We start from the raw sequence: 23,460 nt of genomic DNA on the forward strand, positions 1-23,460 counted from the left end.
AGTGTAGGGTGGGTATACCATGCTTTTTTAATTTTTTTTCTAAATCGAGATTAAATTCGGGTGCATCAACACCTATAAATACATCCGGCGGATGCGCGATAAAATATTCAGTGATTTCTCGACGACAACGCAGTAGTTGCGGCAATTGCTTCAGGATTTCACCTAAACCCATAACCGACAAGCGTTCCATAGGAAATAAAGAACGGACGCCTTGTTGCTGTAGTTCTGGTCCAGCAATTCCTGAAACACTAAATGGGATTTGTCTGCGTTTTAATTCCTTGCACAGATCGGCAGCCAGCAAATCGCCCGAAGTTTCGCCAACCACGATGCCAATACGAAGTGGAAGTTTAACGAATGATGCCACGTTCAGAATTTTTAAGTGCTGATGCCATGAGTTTTACCTGAGGAGAATTGAGCTCTAAAGGCTTTAATTTTTCTAAAGCTTGTTCAACCGTTAAATTTTTACGAAAAATTAACTTGTATGCGCAGCGTAAAACACTAATCGCTTCCTCGCTGAAACCACTTCTTCTTAGGCCTTCTTTGTTGAGACCGCAAACGCGCGCTTCATGTCCACCTTCTACTAAAATATAAGGTAATACATTTTGGCGTACCATACTTGAAGCGGCAATAAAGCTATGATCACCAATATGGCAAAATTGATGCACCGCACTGTAAGCACCCAAAATGGCATAATTTCCGATGGTAACATGACCCGCTAAAGCCACGTTATTAACAAAAATAGCATGGTCACCAATGACACAATCATGCGCAATATGAGAACCGACCATGAAAAGATTGTGGTGCCCAATTTTAGTTAAGCTTTTATCTTGAGCGGTTCCACGATTAATCGTGCAATATTCGCGAATGACATTATGATCGCCAATTTCTAGATAAGTTTTTTCACCTTGATATTTTTTATCCTGCGGATCATCACCGACAGAAGAAAAAGAGTAAATTTTGTTATGCGCACCCAAACGCGTGGGGCCTTTCACTACGACATGCGAACCAATAACAGTACCAGGGCCTATCTCTACATCAGGTCCAATAATACTCCAAGGCCCTATACTCACATCAGAATCTAACTTAGCAGCGGGATCTACAATAGCCAGCGCATCTATCATTTTAGCACTTTCTCCCAGCGCCCATCAGCGTTGCTTCACAAGCTAGCTCGTTGTCTACTTTAGCAGTGACTTTGCATTTCCATATATTACCTTTTACCTTGATAACCTCAGCTTCTATTAACAACTGGTCCCCCGGAACTACGGGTCGTTTAAAACGTGCATCATCAATACCTGCAAAAAGATATAAAAAACCTTCTTTATTTTCTCTATTCGCATGTAAAGCAAGAATACCTGTCGCCTGCGCCATTGTTTCTAAAATAAGTACACCTGGCATAATCGGATTACCAGGAAAATGACCTAAAAAATAAGGTTCATTCACAGTTACATTTTTTATAGCCACTATCGATTTTCCGGGTACTATTGAAATGACTTTGTCGATCATTAAAATAGGATAACGCTGCGGTAAATAAGATAGTATTTCTTGGATATCCATAACGTCGTTCATAGTGCTTACCTAAGTATATTTTTTCTGTTTTTACTGATTTTTAATCATTATCGATCGATTTATTATTAACTAATGCTTCCGTTTTTTTCAATCTTTTCGCCAATTGATCCAGTTGACGAAATCGTATGCTATTTTTTTGCCATTCACGCTGCGGTTGGGTTGAATGTGTTGAAGAGTAAATTCCAGGGTTACTGATAGAATGTACTACACTCGACATACCGGTAATATACACATTATCCACAATTTCTATATGTCCGTTGATACAGACTCCTCCACCAATCATACAGTTTTTACCGATATGTGTACTTCCAGCAATACCGGTGCATCCTGCAATAGCAGTATTTTCACCAATCCTAACGTTATGACCTACTTGTATTTGGTTATCTAACTTTACACCATCACCAATGATCGTATCATCCAGCGCGCCACGATCAATACTGACATTCGCTCCGATTTCAACATCATCACCGACTTGTACTTTTCCTAATTGAGGAATCTTAAGCCATTTATTATTTTCTTTGGCTAAACCAAAACCATCACTACCAATAACAGTTCCATTGTGAATAATCACTCGTTCGCCTATTCGCGTATCTGCACACACACTGACAAGCGACGTTAAACGTGTATTGGCACCGATGATGACATTATTGCCAATCACACACGCAGCGCCTATCACAACACCTTCATCTAAACGCGTGTTAGCGCCTATTACAACGTACGGGGCGATGCTGACACTAGGGTGAATATAACAATCTTCACCAATGATAGCCGTTGCATGAATTCCGGGACTAAATGCTGATACCGGTTCAAATAATTTAGCAATTTTAGCAAAAGCAAGGTAAGGATCGGCGACCACTAAGGCATTATTCGGGGCATGTTTCAAACATTCTGCACGCAGAATAACCGCTGAGGCTTGCGTAGTCGTAAGATATTTTAGATAACGTTTATTATCTAAAAAAGAAATTTGTCCCGGCTGTGCATTTTGCAAAGTCATAATGCCGCTGATCGAACAAGCCGGATCACCTTTCAGATCAGCATCGATTAAATGGGCAATTTCTTGTAATGAATATTGACGCGGCATGTCTAACTCTATTTTTTGTTTCAGCCTATAGTAAAGAATTTTTCGTCATTGCGAACAACGTAGGTGCGCGGCAATCTAAGTAGATGGCCACGTCCCCACTAACGTTTCAATCTCGCCATGACGGGTTATTTTGTGCGAAGAGTATTAAGCTCTTTTTAATGCATCTAATATTTGTTGCGTAATATCAAGATTATTTTTAGCATATAAAGTGCTGCCTTTTTGAATGACTAAATCATAACCTGATTGCGCAGCTACTTTACTCACCAGACCATCTAGTTGCTGACTAAAATTGTGTAATGATGCACTTTGCTGCTTAGATAAATCTTTTTGAAATGAAGCTATCATGGAATTCACATTATTACGATCCGTCATGAGCTTATTTTCTAGATTATTACGCTCTTCTGCTTTCATAACAGCAGCATTTTTTTGCAAATTAGAAGCTTCTTTCTGTAATTCGTTTTGTGCTTTAACAATACTATCTTGTCGACCTTTAAATTGTCGTGTTAAAGCATCATTGATTTTGGAAATCTGTGGAGCCTTTTGTAATATTACTTGCATATCAACAACCGCTAATTTTAACTCGTCGGCATGAACCGGCAAAGTCAATAGACCTGCCATAAATGTCACGATAGATACTAAGCAAATTTTGTTCATTATCAGCTCCTTAAATAAGCTAAAATTAAAAACCTGTTCCAATATTAAACTGGAAAACTTGGGTTTGATCGCCAGGTTGAGGGTTCATAGCCTTGGCTATGCTAAAGCTTAATGTTACATTAAAAACCGGAACTCGCCAATCTACATCTATTCCGGCGGAATAGCGCAGTGGTCCTGAGCCGCTACCCCCCCTAACAACAGGCGGTGGGGGGGTCTTTCGGGTGATGCCTAACGTAGAATAAGTATTACCCGCATCGACGAAGATACTGGTTCTTAATTTATCAGATACTGGGTTCGGTACAATTAAAGCCAAGCTTCCGACTGTCATCACATTACCCCCCAGAGAATTGCCGTTGGTATCTCTAGGGCCTAGAGTACTAATTTCGTAGCCTCTTACTTGGCCATCGATACCGATACCACCCGCGTAATAATTGGTGAAGAAAGGCAATCCTGAAGTTGAAGCAAATCCATTACCATAACCTAAGCTTAAACGACTTTGCAGAATAAAATTATGTTTGAAAGGCAAATAACCTGTTCCTGAGTAATTCGCTTTATAATAATATAGGGGTCGGCCGCCAACAGGTAAAGCAAGTTGGACAGTGGCATTTTGTAAGATTCCACTTGTAGGAAATATCAATCGATCGAAGCTATTTCGTGACCAACCCAATGTGAATAAAAACTGATTAAATTGTACACCGTGCTGTGCAACAAATTGTTGTACTTCGAGTGATTGTTGAACAGTCGGAGGCAAATTCAGCTGTATTTTTTGTAAGCCACCTTGTATCAACAAACTATCCCCACGCTCATCAAAAGGGATACTATAATGAAGATCACCGCCATAGGTGTTGGTGTTATAGGTCGTGGTATTCAAATCACTTGGAGTTGATCGTTGATAGAATAAATCATATCCACGTTGTATACCATCTAGGGTGTAATAAGGATTGTTGTAGCTAATACTATAAACAGTTGCCGCACGGGTATTATTGAAATTTAAAGCTAATTGATTACCGGTTCCGAAAACGTTATTTTGATTCAGGGATGCACCCACCACAGGTCCGTTAGTACCATAACCTAAACTAAATAAAGCTTGTGCCGCATGTGCTTCATTGACATTAACATCGAGATCAACTTGATCGGTATATCCAGCAATAGGAACCGGCGTTATTTGTGGCTCCCCTTCAAGATAGCCGCTGAGAGCAAGTTGTCTTATAGACGTTTTCATATCGGCTTCCGAAACCACACTCGCTTCTTGTTGACGTAACAAACGTCGGAATACCAAATCTTGTGTTTTTAGATTACCGGATATATTGATGTGTCGTGCATAAACTCGATTACCTGGATCAACATAAAAAGTTAAAAAAACAGTTTTGTTTTCTTCATCTATTTGCGGTGCGGTATTGACGGTCGCAAATAGATAACCAAAATCGCCTAGCGCTTTTTTAATACCCTGCTCTGCGGCTACAATTTTTTCACGCGAAAATATCTGACCCGATTGTAAAGGAACTAAAAGCTGGTGTAATTTAGTTTGCGAAACAATTGCGCTTCCTGTGAATTGATAACCGCTGAGTTTGTATATCGGCCCTTCGGTAATATGGATAATAAGATAAACATGTTTTCTATCGGGAGTTAAGCTAGCCTGTGTAGAATCGACTTTAAATTTAAGATAACCCCGATCCATATAATAAGATTGTAGCGCATCTAAACTAGCTGATAATCGATCTTGACTATATTGATCACTATTGGTGAAAAATGACCAAAAATGGTGTGTGCCGATGGGTAAGGCGCCACGCAACTTTCTTTCACTAAAAACATGATTACCTATGATAGAGATATCGGCAATTTCTACGGTAAGGCCCTCTGAAATAAGAAGTCGCACCGAAACGCGATTATTAGGCAACGGCGTAACGATGGGTGTTACCCGCGCAGAATATTTCCCCATATTGTCATATTGTGTACGTAGTTGTGCAACAAAACGATCTAAAGTGGCTTTATCAAATAACCGACCGCGAACTAAACCAATTTTTTTTACAATTTGTTTTAGCTTATCTTTAGGAATTTCTTTATTACCGGTGATATCCACTTCACTAATGGTCGGTCTTTCCACCACTTTTATAATTAAAGCATTTGATTGCTCTTCTAAAGTGACATCACTAAAAAATCCAGTTGCATACAGCGCATCGATAACAGCAGACGATTGATAGGACTGAAAAGACTGACCGGTTCTAACCGGTAAATAACTAAGCACGGTATCACGACTGATACCTTGTAGACCATCAATTTGAATCCGGTTAACAGTAAAAGCTTGCGCAGGCAGAGCAAGAAAAAAAATGATGGATAATGATCCTACTAAAAAAATTCTCAATAAAAGTCGCAACATAATCGTTATTTTTTAGCCAAAAAAAGACATTACTCTTCGCATTTGAATTTTTGTCTGCGTTGTCCGCTCAATTCACAATTTTCATGGTTATTGTATAGACCAGATTGCTGCATGGACACGGCGGTCGCCAAAAAACCCATTACTGTGAGTCTATAAAAAGTTTGCCAAAGAACTAAACTGTGCTTTTATATGCATATTCTAACGGATAATGGATTCTCTTCTCACCATTTTCGTTACTCTCGCGCTATAATGCTTTAAAATCATCTCTTTAGCAATCTCACGAGCTAAATTATCATCCTCCAAAATAACACTGAGATTAGAAACAGGTCGGGAATGAAGTTTTTCCAATACATCCTGATTGAGCTTAGCAATATCAGTAAAATAGATTTTGCCATCTAAAAACGCTTGTACAGCAATTTCATTCGCGGCATTCAGGATCGTTGTCGCTGTCCCGCCAATACGTAATGCTTGATAAGCTAAGTTTAAACACGGATAGCGTTTTTCATCAATCGCTAAAAAATCTAGACGTGCTACTTTTAATAAATTTAAAGCCGCTGCAGAATTATTAATTCGCTCTGGAAAAGCCAAAGCATAGGAGATAGGAATACGCATATCAGGGCTACCTAATTGCGCTAAAATTGATCCATCCACGTATTCTACTAGGGAATGCACAATACTCTGCGGATGTAACACCACTTCAATTTGATCCAACCCTAAACCAAACAAAAAATAAGCTTCTATGACTTCAAAGCCCTTATTCATGAGCGTCGCCGAATCAACGCTAATTTTGCGTCCCATACGCCAATTCGGATGTTGACAGGCCTGTGCGGGTGTCGTTGCTTGCAATTGTGCTAGAGATTTATGGCGTAGTGCACCGCCCGATGCAGTTAAAATAATTTTTGCCAGATTTTTACAGGGATTATCACATACAACTTGTCCATGTAAACATTGAAAAATAGCATTATGTTCACTATCTACAGGTATTAAAGTAATTTGCGCGCGTTGCGCTTCTTCTATGAATAAAGGACCTGCCATGACTAAAGCTTCTTTATTTGCAAGGAGTACTTGCTTCTTAGCTTTAATGGCAGCTAACGTAGGTAATAAACCTGCTGCACCTACGATAGCGGCCATCACGGTATCAACCTCATCGAGATTCGCAACAAAAGCTAAGGCATCCCCTCCAAATAATACTTTCGTTTTTACAGATTCCGCGCGCAAACGTTGCTGAAGGTGTTCACTTAGGTTTTCACTGCCCACTACAGCATAAGTAGGGTTAAATTTTAGACATTGTTGAAATAATAAATCGATATTGTAGTGTGCCGTTAAAGCGATCACATTGAAACGCGTGGGATGTTTACTGACAACATCCAAGGTATTAACACCAATAGATCCGGTTGCACCTAAAATAGTTAAAGATTTCATGTGACTAAACCTAGTAGTAATAAAGATCCTGCATACACAGGAGCTGCAGCCAGTAAACTATCTATTCGATCCAAAATTCCACCATGGCCAGGCAACAATTGACCACTATCTTTTAAACCTCGCAGTCGTTTTAATTGGCTTTCAAATAAATCTCCTGCTACCGCTGCTAAACTCGTCAATAATACCAATAACCACATTTGACTCAACGTTGGCTTCATTCCTTGGAAAAAATAGAGCATTAGCATTGCCGAAAAAAAAGTAAACAATAATCCGATAATAAAACCTTCCCAGGTTTTTTTTGGGCTCAAGGTCGGCGCTAAAAGATGCCGCCCCCATAGACGACCACTGACATACGCTGCTGTATCGGATAACCAAATAATCAGTAACACAAACATTAAATAAACCGGTGTCAGCTGCAGTTTTTGTAAGGCCACCCAACATAAGCTAATGATTAACCAACCTAAGCCAGCACTGATAGCTGGACTTATTTTCGGTAATTTGGATTGACTACGCGCCCAAATTAGATAAACACTTAATAGTAACCAAAAAAGTAAACCACCCTTCAAAATCCAGTCATAGCTTAGATAAGATAAAATGAGAAATAAAATCGCCGCTTGCACACCTACATATAAAAATCGCTGCGCCAGATCCTTGTAAGCACTCAAACGTGCCCATTCCCAAGCAGCCAGTAACATGATAACCGCTGTAATCAGTTTAAAATAAAATTCCGATGTATAAAAAATTCCAATGATAACTAAAGGAATCAATATCAGTGCTGTTAAAATTCTAAGTTTAAGCATTTATTTCCGCGAGTTGCTCACTAATGCATCCAAATCGCCTTTCTCGTTGCGTATAAAACTGTAACGCTTTATTCAGCTCGTGTTCATCAAAATCAGGCCATAAGACATCGGTAAAATACAATTCAGTATAAGCCAACTGCCAGAGCAAAAAATTACTGATTCGATATTCACCACTGGTCCGAATTAACAGATCGACCGCTGGCAGATCCGCTAAGCTTAAATACTCAGCAAATATTTCTCGCGTTAATATTTCAGTCTCGAGCTTGCCTGACTTAACTTGATTCATAATTCTCTGAGCGGCCTGAACAATATCCCACTGACCACTATAATTCACGGCAATTACCAATTGCAGACCGGTATTTTTAGCCGTTAAAGTCTGAGATTTATCGATCCATTCACGTAGTGGTTGATTAAAACCTTCCAAATTACCTACCATTCTTAACTGCACGTTGTTCTTAGTTAATTTATCGATTTCGTTTTTCAAGGTGTTTAGAAAAAGCGTCATTAAATAATTAACTTCTTGTTCAGGGCGCTGCCAGTTTTCACTACTAAAGGCAAATAAGGTAAGCGCTTCAATCTTCATTTCGCCACAGAGTTTAATTACCTTACGAACAGCTTTCACCCCTTCTTGGTGACCTAGCATCCGTGGTAAATGACGACGTTTCGCCCAACGACCATTTCCATCCATAATGATAGCGATATGGCGTGGCCGTTTTAATGCATGAACATTGTCTGGAATTGACATAGAATGGTGAGATTAAATTTGCATTAACTCTTCTTCTTTGGTCTTTGCTATTTTTTCTACTTCTGCGATATTTTGATCAGTCATTTTTTGTATCATATCCTTAGCGCGACGTTCTTCATCTTCAGTGATGAGCTTTTTCTTAATCAATTCTTTAAATTGTTGATTGGCATCTTGACGATAATTTCGGATGGATACACGGGCATCCTCAGCTTCTTGTTTGACTAACTTACTCATATCGCGCCGACGTTCTTCGGTTAGCATTGCTAATGGAACACGAATAACATTGCCTGCTGTTACAGGGTTTAAACCTAAATTAGATTGAATAATTGCTTTTTCGATGGAAGTAATTGACGATTTTTCCCAAGGTGTAACCAATAAGGTTCGTGCATCGGCGACAGTAATACTCGCCACATGATTCAAAGGGACTTCTTTTCCACCGTATTGGGGAATACGTAATTGCTCTAATAAACTCGGATGCGCCCTGCCCGTTCGTAACTTAGCTAAGTTAACTTTTAAAGCTTCCAATGCTTTTTGCATACCTTGTTCAGTTGTTAGTTTTATCGGTCCTATCATACTAAATTCCTCTTACTCACTAATGTACCTTTACTTTTGCCTTGTAGAATATCAACTAATGCATTTTTGCATTTAATATTAAAGACAAGTATGGGTAAATCATGATCGCGACATTGTGTAAATGCACCTAAATCCATGATACCGAGTTCTTGTTCCAAGGCTTTTTCATAGCTCACCTGGGAATATAACACAGCTTTTGGATCTTTTTTGGGATCGGCATTGTATATACCATCAACATGCGTTGCTTTAAGCAATAATTCAGCACCAATCTCTACGCCACGTAAACTCGCGGCAGAATCTGTACTGACCAAGGGATTTCCTGTGCCGCCCGCGAAGATAACGATGTATCCTTTTTCTAGATAACGTATCGCCTTGTAACGTTCAAACAGAGGGGCGAAACCACCGATAGGAATTGCTGACATAATTTTGGCTATTTTTTTGTGTTGTTCAAGGGAATCGCGCAATGCCAATGCATTGATCACCGTACCCAACATCCCCATTTGATCACCGGTAATTCTATCAATACCGCTACGTGCTAATACTTCTCCACGAAAAATATTACCACCACCAATCACGATGCCTATTTGCACGCCTAAATCTGCCGCAGCAACTATGTCAGATACAATACGGTTAAGCGCTATGGGATCCAGCATTCGCGAAGATTCTCCATGGAGCGCTTCCCCACTGAGTTTAAGCAAAACACGTCGATACTTTAATGGATGTGCCATCATAAAATAACAAGTTTAAAGAGAAGGAATAATAACCTATGCAGCGCGCTGATTCTAGCCCAAATGCCTGATCTAAGAATAGAAAAAATAAATTTAGTTTAATCTCAAACTCTGAACTTTTCGAATAAATTCAGCATTTGCACCGGCTTCCGCACCTTCATCGTGCACGGCTAACTGAGCTTTTAGTTGATGTGCTTGAATTTTAACATTTAGGATATTAAAAAATTGATTTATCCAAATTTTTGCTTGTGTTTCTATCTGGCAACTAAGAGAGTTACCAATTTTATGTTCCTTAATTAAAGCAGCATTTATTTCTTCTTTCCAAGTTTGATCCCAGTTTTTCATAAATAAGTCATTTAATATATTTCTGATTAGCTTCAATTTAGTCATTAAAACTTCATGATGTTTAACCTTTAAAGGTAATTTCATCGCTAGAGAATGCTGTAGTTTAATTTTTTCAATATTAGACGCAGAGATTATCCTAGCTAAATGACCCATCAATTCCGAGGCCGTTATCTTATTAATTTTATCAACCCGCCTATCCATTGGATCGAGCACCCAACCTTCTTGCCAAGCTTCTTGCTCTTCATTGGGTTTAGCATCACATTCTAAAAACTGTAGATTTCTATCTAAAACAAGAAAATTCTGCCCTCCTGGCTCATTTGGAATAATTGCCTGAAACCATTCTAAGTTGATTTCTTCTTCGCTAAGCAAAAACTGATTAAAAGCAACTGCAACCTGTTCATCACATCGACCCACTTGAAAAGCCTCTGCTAAACTCGCATGGATAATCCGAAAAATAATATTAAATGCTTTTAAATCTTTTATAATCTTCTTAAGAATCTTTTCTGTTAAACACATTATTTCTTGTAACACATCAATCCGATAAAAGTTGGCATCATCAAGTTTCCATTCACTGGCTTGGCTAGGTTTTTGTTTGGGAAAATTAAATTGTTGCCAATTAGGCGCACCAAAAACTATTTTTTGTTTAACAATCGCGTTGATCATTTCTAGAAAGATTAGGTTTCTTAAGCTTGGTTTTAAGTCAAAGTTTTTTATAAAATCTACCGATAAATTTTTTACTAATTCTAACGGTTTTTTACCCTCACTATTTTCTTTATGGAGGTCAATTTGATCTTGTTCAAAAAGAAACGCTAGTATTTCTTTTTTGCTCTTTTCACAAGCTAAATGTAAAGCGGTATTGCCTTTAGCATCTACAGAATTTAATGTATACGCATCACAATAGCTTTGAGCACTCTCCAAATCTCCTTTTACAACGGCGACTCGAAAATTAATTGCTTTTCTTTTTTGTTCCTGAGAAATAATTTCCTTAAACATAAATAATTTTATTTTTTCCTTGCAAAAATTCTAATATATTAAAAATTAAAGCATTTTTTTTTAGTAATAATCAAGTAATTTTTGCAAAGAATAATTAAAAAAATTAAGCAATCCTTTTTATTTCAAACAGATACAACATTGGGTTTTATTTAAGCCAATGTTGATCGTAGATGAAATTTTTATCCAAAACTACGCGCACTGATTGTAGAGGTTATTGAAATTGCTCAAAATTAAACGGTATCATTTTAGAATGCATTTTACCTGATTTTCATCTGCTTATTTAAACCGCAGGCTAAGATTTCTGCAGAGCTTACAATTTCGAAACGTTGCTCCAGACGAGTGAGACTATCTTGCACTTCATAAAGATGCATTTTATCTGCCATTGCAGCATGGATGTCGACTTTTTTTGCTAAGACATCCCAAAGCTTTTCTAGCCAAGTTTTTACCATTCTTTCTTTTACAGACGGGTAGTTTTTTTTCATCTCAGGCCAATAAAGATGCCAATTTAAATCAAAGTACCCTTTTAACAAAGTCCTTAGCCTTTCTAAATTTTCCGCAATCTGCGCGTGTTGTTTTCCTTCTAAAGGTAAACTTGATATTAAGTTAGTATATAATTGAATTTGTTCTCTGTCGGGTTGATTGATAATTCTCGTTAAACTTTCCATTAACTGAGGTGAACATTCTTTTAGAGACGCTATTTTATCGTCCAGCGGATCCATCAATAAACCACTTTCCCACGTTTCAGGTTTCTCCCCACCCACTTTATCTAAAATAATAAAACTGTGGCTTCGGGTAATTTTTAAGCTTTCAGTTGGTTGCCATTTTAAGTTTTCGGCCTGTATCCAAGTTAAATAAGCCTTTTTACCATAAATGAGCAATTGATCAAATGCTACCGCTATATACTCATAACAACGACCAACTTGCAGCACTTCTGCTAGAGAGCTATGGATGATTCGAATAATAAGTAAACGCATAATAAAGTCGAGCGAAATTTCTGTAAGCTCATTTTCTATAGTACAAAGAAGATCTTGTAATATATCAATACGATAATAATCCGCTTGCTTTTTTTTCCATAATGATGCACAGGTTGCTTGCTGATGAGGAAATTTTTCTTGTTTCCAATCCGGTGCGCCATAAATTAACGTTTGTTTAACATAAAGATTAATTCGCGATAAATCTTCAAGCGTAAACGATTCATTAGCATTATTTTCGTTATTCAAAATAAAATCATAGCTTTTCTTAAGTAGGTATTTTTGACGTAATACCGATGCTTGTACCAAATTCTTTTCTGTTACTAACAATTCTTGCCAAAGTTTGGCAGTTGATCGCTGATTAATCAGATCGACCGCTTTTTTATCCTCAGCATTGAGTGGATGAAAATTTATTCGGGGCTGTTGAAAAAGAAACTGTATAATTTCATTATGACCCTTTTCGGAGGCTAAATGTAAAGCGGTATTATCTTTTGCATCCCGACTATTTAATGTATAGGCATCACAATACTTTTGAACATCCAGCAGATTTCCTTGCGCGGCAGCCACTCGAAAACGGATGGCTTTTCTTATTTGTTTTTGAGAAATAATATTATTAATATTATTGTTAGGCATACTTAATTCCTTTTTTTCTCTATAAAATAACCGATGTTTATAAAAATTAAAGCATTTTTTTTTAGTAACAATCAAGCGAATTTTTTACAGAATAATAAAAAGAAAGAATGAATAATTAATTTAAAGTGGATACCCAACCCTGACTTTAGAAGTCAGTGTTGGGTCAATAGAAGTTTAAGAAGAACTCTTAACTTGCGCCATCACCGCTTCTGCGAAATCTTCAGTTGGTTTTTCTACCCCTTCACCGACGGCAAATCGCACAAAACTTATGATCTCCGCTCCTGCGTTTTTTAATAACTGTCCGACACGTACGTTCGGATCTTTTACAAATGCTTGACCTAATAAACTCATTTCATCACGAAATTTATTCAGTCGCCCTTCTACCATCTTATCGATAACGGCTTGCGGTTTACCAGTGCCTTGCGATTGCGCCATAATAATTTCTCGCTCTTTCGCCAGAATTTGTTCAGCAATATCATCAGCCGAAATTACCACTGGATTATTAGCAATAATATGTAAGGCTAAATCTTTAGCCAGTTGTTCGTCGCCACCTTTTAATTGCACAATAGCGCCGATACGGCCCATATGCACATACGATCCGAGGAGGGTATCGGTTTGTACGCCAACGAGCTGTAAACGTCTTATTTGAATGTTTTCACCTAGTTTAGCGACGAGTGATTCACGGGTTTTTTCTACTGTTTCGCCGCTATCCGCAAACGTAAAGGCTAACAGCGACTCAAGATGAGCAATCTGATGATCCAGTGCGCATTGTGCCGTTTTCTCGGCAAACTGTTTGAAATTTTCATCGCGCGCGACAAAATCCGTCTCGCAATTAACTTCTAAAATAATAGCAGGCCCTGTCACCCCTTTAGATTTAATAATTATTAAACCTTCAGCGGCAATACGTCCTGATTTCTTTTCAGCTTGAATTTGACCTGATTTACGCATCGCTTCAGCCGCTGCATCCAGATCACCCCCTACGGACTCTAATGCTTTTTTACAATCCATCATGCCAGCGCCGGTTCGAGCACGTAAAGCCTGAACCATAGCGGCCGTTATTATTGTTGACGTCATGTGCTTATTCCTCTTTCCCTTGCGTAGAGTTAGTCGGTTCCGCTGCAGGTTCTTGAGTTTCGGCTTTTTCTACTTCAGTACGTGTTAAGTCGCTTGGTTTTTTTGCAGCCGCGCGTGCTTCTAAAATAGTATCCGCAACCATCTGCGTATACAGTGTAATCGCACGTGCCGCATCATCATTACCTGGAATGATATAATCAATACCTTCGGGTGAATGATTGGTATCAATAATACTGATGACCGGTATCTTTAGCTTTTGTGCTTCACAAATAGCAATATGCTCATAGCCTCTATCAATCACAAATAAGGCGTCCGGTAAACCGCTCATATCTTTAATACCGCCTAAACCTCGTTCCAATTTATCCATTTGTCGCTGTAAATTCAGCGCTTCCTTTTTAGTCAACTGGTTAAAGCTACCATCTTGGCTTTGCGCTTCTAATTCTTTAAGTCGTTTAATGGACTGACGGATGGTACGATAATTCGTTAACAACCCACCTAACCAACGATGGTTAACATAAGGCATACCGCAGCGTAATGCTTGTTCTTTAACTAAATCCTGTGCGGCACGCTTTGTCCCGACAAATAAGATTTTACTACCCGGCCGAGCCGCTATTTTCGCAATATAATTCAGCGCTTCGGTAATATATTCTCGGGTTTTTTCTAGATCGATGATGCTAATTCCATTACGCACACCGTAGATATAAGGCGCCATTTTTGGCTCGCGAAAACACGTACGATGGCCAAAATGCACACCTGCTTCAAATAATTGTCTTAATGTTGCTGTTGCTGACACTGTATATAATCTCCAATTGGGTTAAACCTCCACCTAGTATTATTTGAAGACTATCTTTAAAAATAGCCACCCTCAAATAACGCTTAAATAAATAGGTGTGTGAAATAACGCTTTTCAGCGCGGTGTTTTATACCATAGAATGACTTGTTGCATCAACATCAAGCCCGACATTGCTGGGTTAATACTCACAGCAATGGATTTTTGGCAAGGCGGTGCGAGAATAAAGCAACCGGAATGTATTCAAGATACATGAGGATTGCGAATTGAGTGCCAACACAGACAAAAATTCAAGTGCGAAGAGTATCAGAAGGAGGCAATCTATGCCCTATGTATTAGTACTTTATTACAGCCGCTATGGCGCGGTAGCAAAAATGGCCCAACAAGTCGCAAGAGGCATAGAGTCTATCGCCGCTGTGGAAGTAAGAATTCGTACCGTTCCAAATATTTCAACGGTGACTGAAGCCGTGGAAGAGAAAGTCCCATCCGCTGGCCCTCCTTACGCCACACACGAGGATGTTCGCGACGCTATCGGCATCGCCTTAGGCAGTCCAACACGTTTTGGTAATATGGCCGCACCTTTAAAGCATTTTATCGATAGCCTAAGTGGTCTATGGTTTTCAGGCGAACTCGTCGATAAACCGGTTGGTTTTTTTTCTTCGACCTCTAGTCTACATGGCGGCCAAGAAACCACGTTATTGAGTATGATGCTACCCATGATTCATCTCGGCATGATTGTCGTTGGCGTCCCCTATACAGAATCCGATTTAAGTACCACGCAAACGGGCGGCACGCCTTATGGACCCACGCATATGGCCGGTAAAGAAAGCAAAAATCCGCTGAGCGACGAAGAAAAACGTCTTTGTCTTGCCTTGGGTAAGCGCTTAGCGCGTATTGCTTTGAAATTACATTAAGCTTCGAACACTCAACTGAGGTTTAAAGATTTAAAATAATTTTCACTAAGGGAATCGTTAATTTACGTTGTAAACTTAGACTTGCTTTATCAAGTTGTGCCAACGCAGAAAAAAGCGCTTGCGAATCGCGCGGAAGACGAAGCAATAAAAATTGACCTACTTCCTCGGAAAGTTCCAAGCCTCTTAAGCCAGCACGCTGTTGTAATGCAATGAGTCTTTCGGCATCATTTAATTCGCGTACTTGAAATAAAACACCACTAGAAAGACGTGAAACTAAATCAGGTAATGATAAATTTAATTGATTAGGAACATTTTTAGCTGCAATAAGTAAATAGCGCGTCTGTTCTTGCAAACGATTATAGAAATGAAATAATGACTCTTGCCAAATACTATCTTCAACAACACTTTCAAGGTCATCGATACAAACCATATCCACTGATTCTAAACCGCGCAATATCTCGCTGCTATTATTTTTTTTTAATGTATTTAAAGGTAAATAAGCGACAGAAAAACCTTGTTGTTGCGCCTCATGACAGCAAGCTTGCAATAAATGCGTACAACCGGCACCGGAGTTGCCCCAAATATAAATATAGGACTCACCTATTTTTCGAGAAAAATGTCGTAAGCTATTTAATAAAATAGCATTTTGACCGATATAAAAATTTTCAAAGCAGCATGCATCAGGGGGTTGAATTGGCAAAATTAATTGTGTCAACATTGCTTTTGATTCTTAGCCGTTAATTTTTTACTCGCTAACTTTAAATAATAAGCCGCTTGCCAAAACCACATCCACGTATATTGAATAAAACTCAACAAGGTGGTAACAAAGACCGCTTCTATAATACGTGGAATTAATTCGGCAGGGATATCAAAAAAAGCTAATTTAATAATAAGTAAACTCACTAATACCAACTGAAAAAAAGTATTTAATTTACTAATCCAAACCGGTTTGTAATCTAGAGGGCCGACCCAATAACGATAAAGTAAAGCACCGCCCATAATCCAGATATCGCGACCTATCACCATAATGGTTAACCAACAGGGAATTTGTTGCAGATAAGCCAGCACAACAAAACTACCCATGAGTAACAGTTTATCGGCCAAAGGATCCAATAAAGCACCCAACGGAGTCGTCCAATCAAAAAAACGTGCTAACAAACCGTCTAAGCCATCACTCAAACCCGCTATCACAAACAAATAAAAAGCTAGGGTATAGCACTTTGTCAATAAGGCCCATAAAATAGGGCCTATTAGGATAAAGCGAATGCAGGTAATTAAATTAGGCAGATGCCGTAGTTGTAATTGCATCATTTTTTTGGCTTAATCAAACTAATCATAGGTGATCCATGCTGAAACCAGAACTCATTAACCAACTCATACTAAGGTTCCCTCAACTTCAAGCAGCTACTGTTAAGAAAAGTGTGGAGCACTTAATCCAACTGTTGGAACAAACATTATATCAGGGTCGTCGCATAGAAATACGTGGCTTTGGAAGTTTTTCACCTCATTATAATGCAGCACGTTCTGCTTTTAACCCAAAAACCGGTGAACACTTTTTAGCTCCTGAAAAGTATCGTATCCATTTTAAAATGGGTAAAACACTCAAATATTGTGTTAACAAGCCTACTCTTCAGACTGAAATAAATTCTGCTGATTAATGCTCGATTTGTTCCAAAAAATCTCCAAGAGCATAACATAATGCTTGCGTCCCGACACGCTGTAAAGCCGAAATTTCAAATATCGGTACCTGTGCTGGAACTTGGGTCTTTATCGATTGAACAAACTCCTGTAACTCCTCATTAGAGAGTAAATCTATTTTATTTAATACTAACCACCTGGGTTTTGCGGCTAATTCAGGACTGTATTTTATCAGCTCATTTTCAATCAAAGTCATATTTTTTAATGGATCGCTCCCATCTACGGGTCGGATATCCAATATATGCAGTAATAGACGCGTACGATCCAGATGCTTAAGAAAATTTATGCCTAAACCTAAACCTTCGGCAGCACCGGTAATCAATCCAGGGACATCCGCCATCACAAAGCTACGTCCTGCTTCCAAGCGCACCACACCTAAATGTGGCTGCAAGGTAGTAAATGGATAGTCCGCTACTTTAGGCGTCGCCGCCGATACTGAACGTATCAGACTGGATTTTCCAGCGTTAGGTAAACCTACGAGACCTACGTCAGCCAATAATTTTAAAGAAAGTTTTAAACGACGCGTTTCGCCGGGATGACCCGGTGTAAATTGACGCGGACTACGATTGGTACTGCTTTTAAATCGTGCATTACCTAAACCATGCCAACCGCCTTTTGCGACACACTGCATTTGCTCTTTGGAAGTTAGATCGCCTATCAACTCTTGTGTATCCGCATCAAAGACTTCGGTGCCGATAGGCACATCTAAAATAAGATCAGCGCCCTTTTTTCCTGCGCAATCACTGCCTTTGCCATTTTCGCCCCGTGCCGCTTTATAAAGACGGTTATAATGGAAATCGATCAGTGTATTGAGATTGGTACTGGCTTTTAAATAGACGCTGCCCCCATCACCCCCATCGCCGCCATCTGGACCGCCTAAGGGGATAAATTTTTCGCGACGAAAACTAACGCAGCCCGCTCCGCCCTTTCCTGCTTCTACTAGTATCTCAACTTCATCTAAAAATTTCATAAAAAACCCCGCTGAGCGGGGTAACCATTAAAAACTATTAAAAAACGATTTGATTTTAAACGTGTTCAGCCGATTCGGTTAATACAGGAACCACATTCACATAACATCTGAGTTTAGCTCCTTTACGAGCAAACTTAACTACGCCTTGCACTAAAGCGTATAAGGTGTGATCCTTGCCAATACCAACATTATTACCTGGATGATAATGTGTACCGCGTTGACGGATAATAATATTGCCTGGTTTAACCGATTCACCACCGAAGTGTTTTACACCTAAACGTTTTGAGTGTGAATCGCGACCATTACGGGTACTACCACCCGCTTTCTTGTGTGCCATGGTGAAATACCCCTATAAAATCTCGGTAATTTGAACCGCTGTATAATGCTGCCGGTGACCCATCTGCTTTCTATGATGTTTACGGCGTCGAAACTTAATAATAGTAATTTTATCACCACGACCGTGCTCTACAACACGCGCTTTAACTTTTGAATCCGTTAAAAGAGGTGCTCCCACTTTAATATCGGTTTCGTTAGCCAACAGTAATACTGGAAATTCAACAATAGAGTTAACCTCTGCCGTTAGCTTTTCTAGCTTAATCACTTCGTCTTTAGCGACTTTATATTGTTTTCCACCAGTGGAAATAACTGCGTACATTCTACTCTCCAATGAAACTTACATGCAGGATCTAGTTACAAAATTCTTTAATGATGCTGGCTCCCCGAACAGGACTCGAACCTGTGACCCAATGATTAACAGTCATTTGCTCTACCAGCTGAGCTATCGGGGAATTTAAGCCGTTAAGGCCGCTTATAGTAATAGCAGAGGTAGCATGGGTCAAGAGCTGAAATAAATTTATTTCTACAATTTTACCATTTTAGTTACGCTTTATTTTTGTTGATATAGCCTCTGTGCCCGCACCCGATCGAGTGGTTTTATTGTGCGGTATCTCTAAAAAATAGCCTAGCTGCCAATGTTGCGTATTTTGCGTTTGTCGACTAGAGGTCGGATCCCAAGGAGGATATACTCGCAATACGCGTTTGCCTCCTTGACCAGCTTTATAAAGGATACCTTGCTGCACTAACACTGACTTGGGTATAACAAATTGACCAAAAAGCGCACCATGACGTGTGCTAATAACTAACAAATCAAAAGGATCTATTGCTTCATAGGTTAATAGCTTGTACCTACACTTTCATTATATAGCGTAACAAACTGACCTATTTTAGATAGAACCGAAAGACAGCAAGTAAATGACTGTTAATCAAGCACTCAGTCGTCTTTGCTACAGTTAAAATTCTATTAAAACAATAGCTTATCCAACTCAATGCAATGCTCATAAAAGTCATGATGCGAATTTTGCGCGTCAAGTTCATTTTAGTTTGCAAGGCTTCTGAAGGTGTTAAAGTGAATCCATGGTAACTTCTCTATTCTTATTAATAATTTCACTGAATGCTCAACCTTTCTTTAGGATAGTATTGAGAATATGAAAGGTACACAGGTTTAGAAAGCTAACATCGTATTAATTTCCAAAATATTGGTTTATTTAGCATTGAAACTGTTAGCTGAATATACCCGTGTATAGTTTAGATCATTAAATTATTTTTTTCTCATATTCATCAAGCTTATTTTTAAGCTCACTCTTCTGCTGTTCAGACTTATCTAATTGTTCTTTTAATTCTTTACCTTGCTTTTCACAATCATCCAACTTATCTTTGACCTTCTTGACCTCATCTTCCAGCTTCTTTTTGTCGAGTTCGTCTTTTAATTCCTTACCTTTTTTCTCAGAGAGATCCAATTTTTCATTGTTTTGTTTTAACTGACTCTCAAGATCTTTAAGCTTATCTTTTAATTCTTTTCTTTCTAATGCACATTCTTCTACGCTTTTTTCGTAATTAATTTTATCTAATTCACATTGGGTCAGCTCATCCTTAATATTTCCATCCAAATCAAGTTCAACCTTGAAGGAAGTAAGCCCTAAGGGAATGTGCGCTAAATCACTATTCGCTGGAACTGAAATATTATCGCCTAGCAAACCATAATCCTCATAAAGATCTAATTTACAGAGGTTACCGATTTTAACAGAGTGCAGATGATCATTTAAAGAATCAGGGGATCTTTTAAACCTTTTCCGAAATCCACTTCATAGCCGACATAAGCGATATACGCATCCCCTTTAAAATTAGCTTCAGTAAAGAAAATGGCTTCGGTAGCACCTGGTTCTTTTTTATCTGTTTTAGATAAAGTATAAATCATACTCTTTCTCTCTTTGATTTTTAATTAAAAAAAAGAGTATCCCTCAGAAAGAAGTAATATAATTTAATCGTTATTACCGAAGTTAATCAACTAATTCATAAGTACATATCCTTTAAATAGCAAGCTTTTACACTCCCTTTATTAAAAAGAGGCTCACGTTTAGTTGGCGAACTCGCATCGGATGGAATCATTCCATGACAAATCGTTTGCCGACCAGAATTACCTGCCAAGCACTTGCGACAAAAGGTAACAAGCTAATAGGTTCCATAAAAAAACTCAATTTTCAATGATTATAATCCTGGTGCGATTCCTCTGTCCAACAAACCGAATTTTCCGCGTCGCGTATTTCTCCTGGTTTTAGTAATAACTCTAAGAACTCATGGAAATATACTTTGGATGTAGGTTTAGACTATCAACCCACACAAAACTTTTTAATTGGTTTAGCCTATTTTTATTATGATTTTTCAAAAGGTGAATCTGAAAATGGTATTTTAATATTTTTTAATACGAAATTAAATAACAAGGTATGCAAATACATTAACGGTAGATGCCTGTCATTTATTTGCATAAAGTACTACAACATTATAAAAAAATATTCCAAGAATTTTTTTTAATTCAAAAAAAAAAAAATCCTTGGTTTTATATTTATCTGAAGCTGTAAGAAAACACTCCAATTAATACGTCATCAGCAAAAGATTTAACGAAGCTCTTTTTTGTGCATTGGGATAACCAAAATAAGCAAGAACCTCAATCGAGGTATAGCGTTTATTACATTTAGGACAATGTCTTCTCCGTAATATTTTTTTTCCCTCCTCAGTTTTACGTGAATTAATAACACGTGTTTTGGCATATTCACAACATGGATTTAAACACTTCATCGCAGATTTCCTTATATAAATTTTAATGAATAAAAAAATTTAATGATTTAATTATTTAATTATTTAATTATTTAATTATTTGTTATAAATTAATTTAATTTTTGAGTGTAACTTAAAAAATTTTCAGTATAAAAAATTACAAATCAGGCTTACTAACTCGTTATTTTATAATCGACGTATCGTTCCTGATTGCAAAATATAGCGTCTAAAATGCTTAGGTTCATCTTTTGGTAAACACCGTTGCATTTTCAATCTTTTATGCTTTATTTTTTTTCGTAATCGAAATCCCCTTACAAACGGAAAACAATTAATTAATAACGATAAAAATTTACGTACTTTAGAACATTTCGAACATTGGCTCATATTTTTCTCCTTAAATATAGAAAATTATAAAAAATAAATTTATAACGTGATCTTTTTTATTTATCTCTTTTACTAACTAAATGATCTTTATACTTATCCAAATACTTTATACTCCTTGGTTTAGGAATATATTCTGTAAAACCATTTAATGAATTTTGTTGTTCAATATGTCCTGTTAAATACACGGGTGCTGTAGTTAATTTTTTTAATGCAACATTATTTCGATAACGACGCTCAAATTCTTTTTGTAAAAAAATTAATTCGCGTTCTGGTTGTTGACATAAAAAAATCCATCCGCCCATATCTTGAATTACATCGTGAATCAATGCATCGATGAATAGTACACTTTCATAATGACCCACTTGACGAATGGCCGTTATGACTTCTGTCCAAGCAGCTAAACTTTTGCTTTCGATATCTCCTTCAATCGCTTTTATCCAATCTGCAGGGCTGGGAAAATTTTTTTTGGCATAAATTGGATTTTTTAAAAAGTCCCATAAAGTCTCTTCAAATACAGCGTAAGAATATTTTTTCAAACAATTCCAATAGGTATGTAATAACAAGGAAGAAAGCTTTCGATTATAAACTTCAGCCAAAACCATCAATCCTTGTGTAAATTTTTCCTGATCCTGAAGGGTCATATACATTTTTTTCCATTTACAGATAACAAATCATTTGACCCATCAGCGTGTTTGTCAGATTCTGAAGAAAGGGTTAGCCATTTTTTAGCTATTTGTAAGTTATGATCAAAAGTTATTGGAAATGCATGACGTGAAGAAGAAAACTTTAATTTTTGATGTTGCTCCTTTGTCAACCACGAATGAATATGCCTTAAAATATGTTTACGTTGTTTACGCTTATTGGGGTTTATCTCATTCCAACTGACCAGTTTGTGTAATTCTTGAAAAACATCAATTTCGCTATAAATACGCTGCCATTCTGCAAATTCTCCCTGTGTTACCTGATAAACAGCATTGTTTTCAAGCGGTATGGTTAATAAATACTCTGTCTTCGCTGCAACTGCTGGCTCAGTCGCTAAGTTAACCACGTACTCTTTAAGAAATTGAGGTTCTTTCCCTTCTTCCTGTTCCTGTTCCTGTTCCTGTTGTTGTTCTTGTTCCTGATTAGAACAAGGCTTAAAACATGCCTTTTTAATGTCCTTAATGCCAGATGGCCGCAAGGTTTCGCTAAAGGCTAATGCAAAAGCTTTACCTAAACCTTGAATGAATGCCTCTAATTTATAATATGCTTCATTTTTCAGTGCGCACTCAGGAATTTCGTCCCAATGTACTGCCCAGCTTCGAACGACATTCGGAGATTGTGGTTTATTATATTTAATCGCATTAGGGATAAAAATAACGCGTGCTTTTAAATCTGCTTTTACCAAGCCTTGCGCTATGACTTCTTTTAATGCACGCTGAAATCCTAACAATGACCATGCTAACTCTTCCGCCATCGCACCAGCACCCGCCCGATAAAGACCTGGAATTGAGGTGGTATGCGGATTACTTAACAGATAAAGAAATAAAGCCTGGCCACTGGGTTTAAGCGGTGTTAAGGAACGAAATTTTTTATCACACCAAATTCTGACATCTAACATTCGATAACGCATAATTTTCCTTATTTAATAA

At 38.0% G+C, this 23,460-nt stretch carries 29 protein-coding genes and 1 tRNA gene (1 of these 30 running past the window's edge); 2 read left to right on the plus strand and 28 right to left on the minus strand.

The window, feature by feature from the left end:
* From lpxB to rpsB, 15 genes are all read right to left on the minus strand, one after another.
* Window positions 1-364, minus strand: partial view of a lipid-A-disaccharide synthase gene (gene lpxB / locus AACL18_RS04220; protein WP_339049517.1) — the 5' portion only. Its footprint begins 800 nt before the window's first position; the window shows 364 of its 1,164 coding nt (coding positions 1-364); its start codon is at window positions 362-364; its stop codon lies off the left edge, out of view.
* A complete protein-coding gene (gene lpxA, locus AACL18_RS04225; protein ID WP_339049518.1) occupies window positions 348-1,121 on the minus strand; it encodes an acyl-ACP--UDP-N-acetylglucosamine O-acyltransferase in 774 nt (257 codons plus the stop codon). Before lpxA ends, lpxB begins: the two co-directional genes overlap by 17 nt.
* A 1-nt stretch (window position 1,122) precedes the next feature.
* Window positions 1,123-1,566 (minus strand): 3-hydroxyacyl-ACP dehydratase FabZ, encoded by a 444-nt coding sequence (gene fabZ, locus AACL18_RS04230; RefSeq protein ID WP_339049519.1) that lies wholly within the window; start codon window positions 1,564-1,566, stop codon window positions 1,123-1,125.
* A 40-nt stretch (window positions 1,567-1,606) separates the two neighbouring features.
* Complete coding sequence (gene lpxD / locus AACL18_RS04235) at window positions 1,607-2,647, minus strand: UDP-3-O-(3-hydroxymyristoyl)glucosamine N-acyltransferase (protein ID WP_339049520.1); 1,041 nt, start codon at window positions 2,645-2,647, stop codon at window positions 1,607-1,609.
* A 144-nt stretch (window positions 2,648-2,791) separates the two neighbouring features.
* Entirely contained in the window at window positions 2,792-3,301 is a 510-nt protein-coding gene (locus tag AACL18_RS04240; RefSeq protein WP_339049521.1) for an OmpH family outer membrane protein, read from the minus strand.
* Between the two features lie 25 nt (window positions 3,302-3,326).
* Window positions 3,327-5,678 carry an outer membrane protein assembly factor BamA gene (bamA, locus tag AACL18_RS04245; RefSeq protein WP_339049522.1) on the minus strand — a complete coding sequence of 784 codons (2,352 nt, stop codon included), beginning with the start codon at window positions 5,676-5,678 and terminating at the stop codon, window positions 3,327-3,329.
* A 198-nt stretch (window positions 5,679-5,876) separates the two neighbouring features.
* Window positions 5,877-7,100 (minus strand): 1-deoxy-D-xylulose-5-phosphate reductoisomerase, encoded by a 1,224-nt coding sequence (gene ispC / locus AACL18_RS04250; RefSeq protein WP_339049523.1) that lies wholly within the window; start codon window positions 7,098-7,100, stop codon window positions 5,877-5,879.
* Window positions 7,097-7,900, minus strand: coding sequence for a phosphatidate cytidylyltransferase (locus tag AACL18_RS04255; protein ID WP_339049524.1), 804 nt, complete (start codon window positions 7,898-7,900; stop codon window positions 7,097-7,099). Before AACL18_RS04255 ends, ispC begins: the two co-directional genes overlap by 4 nt.
* On the minus strand, window positions 7,893-8,645 hold the full coding sequence (locus AACL18_RS04260; RefSeq protein WP_339049525.1) for an isoprenyl transferase: 753 nt from the start codon (window positions 8,643-8,645) through the stop codon (window positions 7,893-7,895). Before AACL18_RS04260 ends, AACL18_RS04255 begins: the two co-directional genes overlap by 8 nt.
* Window positions 8,646-8,657: 12 nt before the next feature.
* Window positions 8,658-9,218 (minus strand): ribosome recycling factor, encoded by a 561-nt coding sequence (frr, locus tag AACL18_RS04265; protein WP_339049526.1) that lies wholly within the window; start codon window positions 9,216-9,218, stop codon window positions 8,658-8,660.
* Window positions 9,215-9,946 carry a UMP kinase gene (pyrH, locus tag AACL18_RS04270; RefSeq protein ID WP_422395902.1) on the minus strand — a complete coding sequence of 244 codons (732 nt, stop codon included), beginning with the start codon at window positions 9,944-9,946 and terminating at the stop codon, window positions 9,215-9,217. The genes frr and pyrH overlap by 4 nt, the downstream gene beginning before the upstream one ends.
* Window positions 9,947-10,039: 93 nt before the next feature.
* Window positions 10,040-11,284 carry a hypothetical protein gene (locus AACL18_RS04275; RefSeq protein ID WP_339049529.1) on the minus strand — a complete coding sequence of 415 codons (1,245 nt, stop codon included), beginning with the start codon at window positions 11,282-11,284 and terminating at the stop codon, window positions 10,040-10,042.
* A gap of 257 nt (window positions 11,285-11,541) precedes the next feature.
* Complete coding sequence (locus tag AACL18_RS04280) at window positions 11,542-12,888, minus strand: hypothetical protein (RefSeq protein ID WP_339049530.1); 1,347 nt, start codon at window positions 12,886-12,888, stop codon at window positions 11,542-11,544.
* A gap of 174 nt (window positions 12,889-13,062) precedes the next feature.
* Window positions 13,063-13,962, minus strand: a complete 900-nt coding sequence (tsf, locus tag AACL18_RS04285) for a translation elongation factor Ts (protein WP_339049532.1) — start codon at window positions 13,960-13,962, stop codon at window positions 13,063-13,065.
* Window positions 13,963-13,966: 4 nt separating this feature from the next.
* Window positions 13,967-14,755: a 30S ribosomal protein S2 gene (gene rpsB / locus AACL18_RS04290; protein WP_339049533.1), complete on the minus strand. Its 789-nt coding sequence runs from the start codon at window positions 14,753-14,755 to the stop codon at window positions 13,967-13,969.
* 320 nt (window positions 14,756-15,075) lie between these two features.
* On the opposite strand from rpsB, the gene wrbA reads away from it, so the two are divergent.
* Complete coding sequence (gene wrbA, locus AACL18_RS04295) at window positions 15,076-15,666, plus strand: NAD(P)H:quinone oxidoreductase (protein ID WP_339049534.1); 591 nt, start codon at window positions 15,076-15,078, stop codon at window positions 15,664-15,666.
* Window positions 15,667-15,688: 22 nt separating this feature from the next.
* Here the strand turns inward: wrbA and hda are convergent, their stop codons facing one another.
* Together hda and AACL18_RS04305 are read right to left on the minus strand one after the other, a co-directional pair.
* Complete coding sequence (hda, locus tag AACL18_RS04300; protein WP_339049535.1) at window positions 15,689-16,384, minus strand: DnaA regulatory inactivator Hda; 696 nt, start codon at window positions 16,382-16,384, stop codon at window positions 15,689-15,691.
* Window positions 16,378-16,977, minus strand: coding sequence for a CDP-alcohol phosphatidyltransferase family protein (locus AACL18_RS04305; protein WP_339049536.1), 600 nt, complete (start codon window positions 16,975-16,977; stop codon window positions 16,378-16,380). The genes hda and AACL18_RS04305 overlap by 7 nt, the downstream gene beginning before the upstream one ends.
* Window positions 16,978-17,012: 35 nt before the next feature.
* On the opposite strand from AACL18_RS04305, the gene AACL18_RS04310 reads away from it, so the two are divergent.
* The gene (locus tag AACL18_RS04310) at window positions 17,013-17,324 is read left to right on the plus strand and encodes an HU family DNA-binding protein (protein WP_339049537.1); all 312 of its coding nucleotides are present in this window, start codon (window positions 17,013-17,015) and stop codon (window positions 17,322-17,324) included.
* Here the strand turns inward: AACL18_RS04310 and cgtA are convergent.
* From cgtA to AACL18_RS04365, 11 genes are all read right to left on the minus strand, one after another.
* Entirely contained in the window at window positions 17,321-18,334 is a 1,014-nt protein-coding gene (gene cgtA / locus AACL18_RS04315) for an Obg family GTPase CgtA (protein WP_339049538.1), read from the minus strand. The genes AACL18_RS04310 and cgtA overlap by 4 nt on opposite strands.
* A 55-nt stretch (window positions 18,335-18,389) precedes the next feature.
* The gene (gene rpmA / locus AACL18_RS04320) at window positions 18,390-18,671 is read right to left on the minus strand and encodes a 50S ribosomal protein L27 (protein WP_339049539.1); all 282 of its coding nucleotides are present in this window, start codon (window positions 18,669-18,671) and stop codon (window positions 18,390-18,392) included.
* A gap of 12 nt (window positions 18,672-18,683) precedes the next feature.
* A complete protein-coding gene (gene rplU / locus AACL18_RS04325) occupies window positions 18,684-18,989 on the minus strand; it encodes a 50S ribosomal protein L21 (RefSeq protein ID WP_339049540.1) in 306 nt (101 codons plus the stop codon).
* 57 nt (window positions 18,990-19,046) lie between these two features.
* A tRNA-Asn gene (locus AACL18_RS04330) sits at window positions 19,047-19,122 on the minus strand.
* Between the two features lie 87 nt (window positions 19,123-19,209).
* Window positions 19,210-19,479 carry a MepB family protein gene (locus tag AACL18_RS04335; RefSeq protein ID WP_339049541.1) on the minus strand — a complete coding sequence of 90 codons (270 nt, stop codon included), beginning with the start codon at window positions 19,477-19,479 and terminating at the stop codon, window positions 19,210-19,212.
* Between the two features lie 447 nt (window positions 19,480-19,926).
* Window positions 19,927-20,367 (minus strand): hypothetical protein, encoded by a 441-nt coding sequence (locus tag AACL18_RS04340; protein WP_339049542.1) that lies wholly within the window; start codon window positions 20,365-20,367, stop codon window positions 19,927-19,929.
* A 65-nt stretch (window positions 20,368-20,432) separates the two neighbouring features.
* Window positions 20,433-20,588: a hypothetical protein gene (locus AACL18_RS04345; RefSeq protein WP_339049543.1), complete on the minus strand. Its 156-nt coding sequence runs from the start codon at window positions 20,586-20,588 to the stop codon at window positions 20,433-20,435.
* 674 nt (window positions 20,589-21,262) lie between these two features.
* Window positions 21,263-21,466 (minus strand): hypothetical protein, encoded by a 204-nt coding sequence (locus tag AACL18_RS04350; protein ID WP_339049544.1) that lies wholly within the window; start codon window positions 21,464-21,466, stop codon window positions 21,263-21,265.
* Between the two features lie 165 nt (window positions 21,467-21,631).
* On the minus strand, window positions 21,632-21,829 hold the full coding sequence (locus AACL18_RS04355) for a hypothetical protein (protein ID WP_339049545.1): 198 nt from the start codon (window positions 21,827-21,829) through the stop codon (window positions 21,632-21,634).
* A gap of 56 nt (window positions 21,830-21,885) precedes the next feature.
* A complete protein-coding gene (locus tag AACL18_RS04360; RefSeq protein ID WP_339049546.1) occupies window positions 21,886-22,470 on the minus strand; it encodes a DUF6475 domain-containing protein in 585 nt (194 codons plus the stop codon).
* Window positions 22,467-23,441, minus strand: coding sequence for a hypothetical protein (locus AACL18_RS04365; RefSeq protein WP_339049547.1), 975 nt, complete (start codon window positions 23,439-23,441; stop codon window positions 22,467-22,469). The genes AACL18_RS04360 and AACL18_RS04365 overlap by 4 nt, the downstream gene beginning before the upstream one ends.
* Window positions 23,442-23,460: the final 19 nt, after the last annotated feature.

Origin of the sequence: Rickettsiella endosymbiont of Xylota segnis (genome assembly GCF_964019545.1) — a bacterium.
Lineage (GTDB): Bacteria > Pseudomonadota > Gammaproteobacteria > Diplorickettsiales > Diplorickettsiaceae > Aquirickettsiella.

Coding starts and splice junctions, on each gene's coding strand:
- lpxA (WP_339049518.1), bottom strand. CDS start 1,121: ATGATAGATGCGCTGGCTATTGTAGATCCCGCTGCTAAGTTAGATTCT.
- fabZ (WP_339049519.1), bottom strand. CDS start 1,566: ATGAACGACGTTATGGATATCCAAGAAATACTATCTTATTTACCGCAG.
- lpxD (WP_339049520.1), bottom strand. CDS start 2,647: ATGCCGCGTCAATATTCATTACAAGAAATTGCCCATTTAATCGATGCT.
- AACL18_RS04240 (WP_339049521.1), bottom strand. CDS start 3,301: ATGAACAAAATTTGCTTAGTATCTATCGTGACATTTATGGCAGGTCTA.
- bamA (WP_339049522.1), bottom strand. CDS start 5,678: ATGTTGCGACTTTTATTGAGAATTTTTTTAGTAGGATCATTATCCATC.
- ispC (WP_339049523.1), bottom strand. CDS start 7,100: ATGAAATCTTTAACTATTTTAGGTGCAACCGGATCTATTGGTGTTAAT.
- AACL18_RS04255 (WP_339049524.1), bottom strand. CDS start 7,900: ATGCTTAAACTTAGAATTTTAACAGCACTGATATTGATTCCTTTAGTT.
- AACL18_RS04260 (WP_339049525.1), bottom strand. CDS start 8,645: ATGTCAATTCCAGACAATGTTCATGCATTAAAACGGCCACGCCATATC.
- frr (WP_339049526.1), bottom strand. CDS start 9,218: ATGATAGGACCGATAAAACTAACAACTGAACAAGGTATGCAAAAAGCA.
- pyrH (WP_422395902.1), bottom strand. CDS start 9,946: ATGGCACATCCATTAAAGTATCGACGTGTTTTGCTTAAACTCAGTGGG.
- AACL18_RS04275 (WP_339049529.1), bottom strand. CDS start 11,284: ATGTTTAAGGAAATTATTTCTCAGGAACAAAAAAGAAAAGCAATTAAT.
- AACL18_RS04280 (WP_339049530.1), bottom strand. CDS start 12,888: ATGCCTAACAATAATATTAATAATATTATTTCTCAAAAACAAATAAGA.
- tsf (WP_339049532.1), bottom strand. CDS start 13,962: ATGACGTCAACAATAATAACGGCCGCTATGGTTCAGGCTTTACGTGCT.
- wrbA (WP_339049534.1), top strand. CDS start 15,076: ATGCCCTATGTATTAGTACTTTATTACAGCCGCTATGGCGCGGTAGCA.
- hda (WP_339049535.1), bottom strand. CDS start 16,384: ATGTTGACACAATTAATTTTGCCAATTCAACCCCCTGATGCATGCTGC.
- AACL18_RS04305 (WP_339049536.1), bottom strand. CDS start 16,977: ATGATGCAATTACAACTACGGCATCTGCCTAATTTAATTACCTGCATT.
- AACL18_RS04310 (WP_339049537.1), top strand. CDS start 17,013: ATGCTGAAACCAGAACTCATTAACCAACTCATACTAAGGTTCCCTCAA.
- cgtA (WP_339049538.1), bottom strand. CDS start 18,334: ATGAAATTTTTAGATGAAGTTGAGATACTAGTAGAAGCAGGAAAGGGC.
- rpmA (WP_339049539.1), bottom strand. CDS start 18,671: ATGGCACACAAGAAAGCGGGTGGTAGTACCCGTAATGGTCGCGATTCA.
- rplU (WP_339049540.1), bottom strand. CDS start 18,989: ATGTACGCAGTTATTTCCACTGGTGGAAAACAATATAAAGTCGCTAAA.
- AACL18_RS04345 (WP_339049543.1), bottom strand. CDS start 20,588: ATGATTTATACTTTATCTAAAACAGATAAAAAAGAACCAGGTGCTACC.
- AACL18_RS04350 (WP_339049544.1), bottom strand. CDS start 21,466: ATGAAGTGTTTAAATCCATGTTGTGAATATGCCAAAACACGTGTTATT.
- AACL18_RS04355 (WP_339049545.1), bottom strand. CDS start 21,829: ATGAGCCAATGTTCGAAATGTTCTAAAGTACGTAAATTTTTATCGTTA.
- AACL18_RS04360 (WP_339049546.1), bottom strand. CDS start 22,470: ATGACCCTTCAGGATCAGGAAAAATTTACACAAGGATTGATGGTTTTG.
- AACL18_RS04365 (WP_339049547.1), bottom strand. CDS start 23,441: ATGCGTTATCGAATGTTAGATGTCAGAATTTGGTGTGATAAAAAATTT.